This window comes from Mycobacterium sp. (assembly GCF_035314905.1).
In the GTDB taxonomy this organism is placed as follows: domain Bacteria; phylum Actinomycetota; class Actinomycetes; order Mycobacteriales; family Mycobacteriaceae; genus Mycobacterium.
This window is the reverse complement of the sequence record NZ_DATFYW010000014.1, coordinates 24,066-30,081: the sequence shown is the minus strand read 5'-3', so window position 1 is coordinate 30,081 and position 6,016 is coordinate 24,066. Positions and strand designations below refer to the sequence as shown.

General features: G+C 67.7%; 7 protein-coding genes. 4 read left to right on the top strand and 3 right to left on the bottom strand.

Going from position 1 to position 6,016, the window contains the following annotated elements; all coding sequences use genetic code 11:
* Window positions 1-1,300, bottom strand: a 1,300-nt coding sequence (locus VKG81_RS01310; RefSeq protein ID WP_324389017.1) for a carotenoid oxygenase family protein, incomplete at its 3' end; no start/stop codon positions are given.
* A 90-nt stretch (window positions 1,301-1,390) separates the two neighbouring features.
* On the opposite strand from VKG81_RS01310, the gene VKG81_RS01305 reads away from it, so the two are divergent.
* On the top strand, window positions 1,391-1,924 hold the full coding sequence (locus VKG81_RS01305) for a PadR family transcriptional regulator (RefSeq protein ID WP_324389016.1): 534 nt from the start codon (window positions 1,391-1,393) through the stop codon (window positions 1,922-1,924).
* On the opposite strand, the gene VKG81_RS01300 is transcribed toward VKG81_RS01305, so the two are convergent.
* Together VKG81_RS01300 and VKG81_RS01295 are read right to left on the bottom strand one after the other, a co-directional pair.
* Complete coding sequence (locus tag VKG81_RS01300; RefSeq protein ID WP_324389015.1) at window positions 1,921-2,244, bottom strand: DUF202 domain-containing protein; 324 nt, start codon at window positions 2,242-2,244, stop codon at window positions 1,921-1,923. The genes VKG81_RS01305 and VKG81_RS01300 overlap by 4 nt on opposite strands.
* Window positions 2,241-2,576, bottom strand: a complete 336-nt coding sequence (locus tag VKG81_RS01295; RefSeq protein ID WP_324389014.1) for a YidH family protein — start codon at window positions 2,574-2,576, stop codon at window positions 2,241-2,243. The genes VKG81_RS01300 and VKG81_RS01295 overlap by 4 nt, the downstream gene beginning before the upstream one ends.
* Window positions 2,577-2,725: 149 nt before the next feature.
* Between VKG81_RS01295 and VKG81_RS01290 the strand changes: the two genes are divergently transcribed.
* The 3 genes from VKG81_RS01290 to VKG81_RS01280 all read left to right on the top strand — a co-directional run bounded on the left by VKG81_RS01290 (window position 2,726) and on the right by VKG81_RS01280 (window position 6,006).
* Entirely contained in the window at window positions 2,726-3,499 is a 774-nt protein-coding gene (locus VKG81_RS01290; RefSeq protein WP_324389013.1) for an SGNH/GDSL hydrolase family protein, read from the top strand.
* Between the two features lie 25 nt (window positions 3,500-3,524).
* Window positions 3,525-5,123: a metallophosphoesterase family protein gene (locus VKG81_RS01285; protein ID WP_324389021.1), complete on the top strand. Its 1,599-nt coding sequence runs from the start codon at window positions 3,525-3,527 to the stop codon at window positions 5,121-5,123.
* 88 nt (window positions 5,124-5,211) lie between these two features.
* Window positions 5,212-6,006 carry a PadR family transcriptional regulator gene (locus tag VKG81_RS01280; RefSeq protein WP_324389012.1) on the top strand — a complete coding sequence of 265 codons (795 nt, stop codon included), beginning with the start codon at window positions 5,212-5,214 and terminating at the stop codon, window positions 6,004-6,006.
* The last annotated feature ends 10 nt before the right edge of the window (window positions 6,007-6,016 follow it).

Below are 6,016 nucleotides of genomic sequence, written 5' to 3'. Positions count from 1 at the left end.
GCGGCACCCGCTGCGGGAGGCGCACGCGCGCAACCGGTTTGCCGGTGAAATCGGAGGCGTCGATGATCACAAGGTCGCTGCCGTCGCGGACGGGGTCGTACACATAGGAGAGGTACCAGCCGGCCAACTCGCCGGTCGATGGGCCGGCCGGCGCGAAGACGGCCTCGCCCGGTTCTCCGTGAGACCGGCCCGCGCCGAAGCGGTGCTCGTCGCTCGCATTCCGGTCGAGGTCGTAGCGGACCAGGCTGCCGTTGCCGACCGTGATTCCGTAGCGCGCCGGGAGCCCGGCCAGCCGGTCATCGATGCGGGGGAATTCGACACTACGGTCGTCGAGCTGCCGCTCGTCGACCGTGCCTGTCCCCAGGTCGATCGTCCAGCTCCACATCACCCCGTCGACCTCGAACCCGCCGTTGTCGCGCCACAGCTCGGGATATCGGACCGCCTGCAGCACAATGGAATCCGCCCCAGCCCGGGTCGTCTCATAGGCGTTGACGACGTGGAACACGTAGCACGGGTCGATCTCAAACCAGCGGATCGCGCCGTACGGGTCGTCGCGGCGCAGCACGCCCAGCCGCGCGCCGTAGTCGTCGTCCCAGCGGTATGGCATGTCGTGTTCGCCCTTCAGCGCGATGTCGAGGTTGAACACGATCGGCAGGTCCATGAAGATCACGTGGTTCGCGGTCAGGGCGAAGTCGTGCATCATCGTCAGGGCCGTCACGTCGACACCGCGGTTGACGGTCAGCGCCCCCGACGCGTCGGCCCTGTGGTAGGTGACGTGCGGGCTGGTCAGGCTGCCGTAGCCGAAGAAGTGCAGCTCACCTGTCGTGGGACAGATCTTCGGATGCGCGGTCATCGAATCCACCAGCTTGCCGCCAAAGTCGTAGGCGCCCAGGGTTTCCAGCTCGTTGGTGATCTCATACGGCAGCGACGACTCCACCAGCGCCAGCGTCTTGCCGGCGTGCCGCACCACATGGGTGTTGGCGACGCTGGAATGCAGGTTGCGGGTGCCATCGGCGTTGTACACCGGGAACGGGTGCTCGAAGCTTTCCGTGCGCACCCACCGGTTGCGGTACCAGGCGGCGCGGCCGTGCTCCAGCCGGACGCCGTGAATCATGCCGTCGCCGGTGAACCAGTGCGCGGTGGTCTGGCGCGGGTTGGGGCCATTGCGCAGGTACCACCCGTTGAGTTCCGGCGGGACGGCGCCTTCGACGGGCAGGTCGAAGGCGGTCAGCTCGTCGGTTACCGGCGCGTAGTTGCCTGCGCGGAAGAACGGGACGACGGTCTCGGCGGGCTGGGTCATGTTGTCTCCTCGGATGACATTCCACTCCTGACATGTCGAGCATGACGTCCCAATAATGACATGTCAATAGCGGATGGTTACGATGCGTGGGTGAGCTTGCGACACGCAGCGCTGGGCCTGCTCGCCCAGCATCCCGCCAGCGGGTACGACCTGCTGAAGAAATTCCAGCTTTCGATGGCCAACGTGTGGCCGGCCACCCAAAGCCAGCTCTATGGCGAGTTGGGCAAGCTGGCCGCGGCGGGGCTGATCGAGGTCACCGAGCTCGGGCCGCGTGGGCGCAAGGAGTACGCAATCACCAAGGCCGGGCGTGCCGAGCTGCACCGCTGGATGACCTCGCCCCAAGACGACCCCGCCTTCCGCAGCGCCCAGCTGCTGCGTGTGTTCCTGCTCGGCGAGCTCACTTCCGCGCAGGCCCGCGAATATCTCGAGGCGCTGCGCGCGCACGCCGACAGCGAGCACGCGCGATACGCGCAGATCCGCGACTCTTACGACTGGTCGGGCGGCGACGCCGATTTCTTCGGCCGCGCCGCGCTGGAGAACGGCCTGCGGTTCACTCAGATGGAGTCCGAGTGGGCAAGCTGGGTCATCGACGGCCTGGACCGGCGCGCCGCACGGGCCGACTAAACGAAAAGCCACACCGCAACCACGAGCGTCAGGGCGATCAGCAACCCGCCGACCAACTGCACTTCGCGGCGCGGCGTGATCTCGTCCGGGAGGGGCCTGCGGGCAAGCGTCCGTTGGCGTTGCAGCCCAATGACATAGACGCAGAGCGCGACAACGGCGGCGATGCCAGCCAGGCTCAGCGGAGCCGAGCCGCGGTAATGAGGAAGCTGCTTGAGCACAAGGAGCACGCCGTTGCCCAACACCGCGAAGGAGGTGCGAGTCCAGGCCAACGCGGTTCGCTCGGCCTGCAGACCGCCCGCGCGAACGTCGCGCCCGGTCAACCGGAGACCACCTTGCCCACGATGACCGCCACGACAAGCAGCCCGACCACGATCAGCCCGACTCCCAGATAGGCAGGCGTCGGATGCCGGGGCAACGGCTTGCCCCGGCGGATCGCGCGGTCGACCTGCTCCCACCGCAGCAACCCCATGCCGGCTGTCAGTATCGCGAGCACTGCCAGCAGCGCCCCGAGAATATGCCGGCCACCGGTGATGCCGAGCTCCGGAACGAACTGAATCACCGCGACCGCCGCGGCCAGCAGCCCAAGCGCAGTGCGCTGCCATGCAAGGAAAGTCCGCTCGTTGGCGAGGGTGAACCGATAGTCCGGCTCCACGGCGCCATCTTGATCTCCGGTCCCGCTCTGCGTCTCAGCCGCCACTGCACACCTCGGTTACCAGACCCACGTCACCCACGCGACACCTTTCCATACATGGCCGCGCCGATGTCGCGTACTGGCCGCTGGTCGGTTACCGTGCCGACGTGATGAGCGCGATCACCCGATATGTAGCGCTGGGCGACTCGTTCACTGAAGGAGTCGGAGACCCGGATCCGGCGAGCCACAACGGGCTGCGCGGGTGGGCCGATTTGGTGGCCGTGCACCTGGCAAGCCACAACCCCGAATTCCGCTATGCGAATCTGGCGATCCGGGGCCACACCATGGACGCCGTCATCACCGGCCAGATACCGCGGGCCATCATGCTCCAACCGGATCTGGTCACCATCTACGCCGGCATCAACGACCTGCTCAAGTTGAGGACGGATCTCGACGCGATGATGACGCAATACACCCACGCGCTGGCGCGTCTGCGCCGCACCGGCGCACGGGTGATGACCTTCACCGCCGCCGACATCGGCACCGTGCCGCTGTTCCGCCGGCTGCGGGGCCGTGCGGCGATATACAACGAACTGCTGCGCGGCATCGTCGACGATCTGGGCCTCGACTTGGTGGACTTCTGGCGTTTCACCGAGTTCCGCGATCCGGCGATGTGGGACAGCGACCGTGTGCACCTCGGGCCGCTCGGACACCGGCGCATGGCGGCCCGGGTGCTCGACGCTCTCGCGGTGCCGCACAGCCTTTCCGGTCCGCCGAACTCGGCGTTATCGCACGCGGGGCGGGTCAGGCGGCTCAGGTCCGACCTGCAGTGGGCGGCCAGTTTCGCCGCGCCCTGGGTGATCCGCCGGCTACGGCGCGTGACTCCGGGCGCGGGCGTCGAACCAAAGCTGGCAAGCCTGACGACACCCGTGCGTATGCTCTGATTTGCCCACCCGGGGTATCGAGGACATCGTGGACGACCAAGCACCTGCCGGTGCAGACAGTGAAAAACAGCGGCCGGGATTCAGCCGGCGAACCTTGCTGAGCACCGGCGCGGCGTCGGCGATTGTCGGCGCCGGGTTGGGTTTCGGCGGCGCCGCCCTGGCGCAACCGCATACCCGCGGCCCGCAGGTGTGGCTTCGGCCGGACACATCGGGCGCCCCGCGGGTCGCGGGCCTGCACCTGCAGTTCGGGTCGGATGCTTCCACCGACGTGGTGGTTTCTTGGTACACCACCACACCGGTGAACGATCCGCGCGTGATGCTCGGCACGGCCCAGGATGGCTTCGGTCACACCGTCGCCGCCGAAACCCGCACGTACCGGGACGCGGCGTCGGGCACCGAGGTCTTCGTCAAGCACGCACGCATCAGCGGTCTGACGCCCGACACCGACTACATCTATGCCGCGGTTCACGGCGGCGCGACCCCGGTGCCGGGGACGGTGCGCACCGCTCCGCAGGGCCGAGCGGCTCTGAGGTTCACCAGTTTTGGCGATCAGGCCACCCCGACGCTCGGCCGGATGGCCGGCACGTCGTTCGTCAACGACAATCTCGGCTCACCCGCTTCGGGAGACATGACCGCGGCGATCGAGCGGATGGATCCGTTGTTCAATCTGGTGAACGGCGACCTGTGCTATGCGAACCTCGCGCACGACCGGATCCGGACGTGGTCGGACTGGTTCGAGAACAATTCCCGCTCCGCGCGCTATCGACCGTGGATGCCCGCGGCGGGAAACCACGAAAACGAGCTGGGCAACGGCCCGATCGGCTACGCGGCGTACCAGACCTATTTCGCGCTGCCGGAGTCGGGATCCGACCCCGAGCTCAACGGGCTGTGGTACGCGTTCACCGCGGGCCCGGTGCGGGTGATCAGCCTGAACAACGACGACGTGTGCTACCAGGACGGCGGCAACTCTTACGTCCACGGTTACTCGGCAGGCGCCCAAAAGCGCTGGCTGGAGCGCGAGCTCGCCGACTCGCGCGCCAACCACGACATCGACTGGATCGTGGTATGCATGCACCAGACGGCCATCTCGACCGCGAACAGCAACGGCGCCGATCTCGGGATTCGGCAGGACTGGCTGCCGCTGTTCGACCGGTACGGTGTCGACCTGGTGGTGTGCGGTCACGAACATCACTACGAACGTTCGCACCCCATCCGCGGAGTGCTGCCGACCGATACGCGAACACCACTGCCGGTGGACACCCGTACCGACCTGATCGACACGAGCAAGGGCACCGTTCACCTCGTGATCGGCGGGGGCGGAACGTCGGCACCGTCCAACACGATGTTCTTCGACCAACCCCGATGCCGCGTGCTGACCGGCGTCGGCAACTTCGACCCGACACTCGGCCACAAGGCCCCGATCTACGTGCAGGAAGACGCGCCGTGGTCGGCTTTCCGCGACCGCGACCACCCCTACGGTTTCGTGGTCTTCGACGTCGACCCCGGGCAGGCCGGCGGCCACACCACGATCAAAGCCACGCACATGGCCATCACCGGGCCGTTCGGCGACGTCACGCCGGTCGACGAGTTCCTGCTCACCCGCCCACGGAACGCCATCACCTAGCTTCGCGTTGCATCGCGATAGTTTTCGATATATCGTCAGTGTATCGGGAACGCAGCCGGCGTACCCCACACGAGATAGAGAGACTTCCATGACACACACATCCGACGGTCCGCTCGGCGGGCCGGGATTCGATGGCCCGCTCGGCGGGCCCAGGTTCGGTGGCCCGCTCGGCGGGCCGGGATTCGGTGGCCCGCTCCGCGGGCCGGCCGGTTTCGGGCCCGCCGGTTTCGGGTTCGGCGTCGGGCCCGCCGAGCGGCGCGCCCTGCACCAGCAGCGTCGCGAAGCCAGGCGCGAGATGCGCGGACTGATGCGCGACCACGTTCGCAACCACGCCGCCGGCCACCGCGGCGGTCCGTTCGGCCCCGGCTTCGGACCGGGCTTCGGCCCGGGTTTCGCCCTCGGTTTCGGGCCCGGCGGCCCCCGTGGCCATCGCGGCCGCGGCCGTGGTCGCCGCGGCGACGTCCGCGCGGCCATCCTGGCGCTGCTCACCGAGCGTCCGATGCACGGCTACGAGATGATCCAAGAGATCAGCGAGCGCAGCAACGGCCTGTGGCGACCGAGCCCCGGGTCGGTGTACCCGACGCTGCAACTGCTCGTCGACGAGGGTCTGATCGTCGCCACCGAAACCGACGGCAGCAAGAAGCTTTTCGAGCTCACCGATGACGGGCGTGAAGCCGCCGCGAAGACAGAGACCCCGCCCTGGGACGAGATCGCCGAAGGCGTCGATCCCAACGAGGTCAATCTGCGCACCGCGCTCGGCCAGATCAACGGCGCCCTCTTCCAGGCGGCGCAGGCCGCATCGCCGGAACAGCAGAAGCGCATCGCCGACATCGTCAACAACGCGAGGCGGGAGATCTACGGCATCCTCGGCGAGACCGAGTAGCACCTGCCCC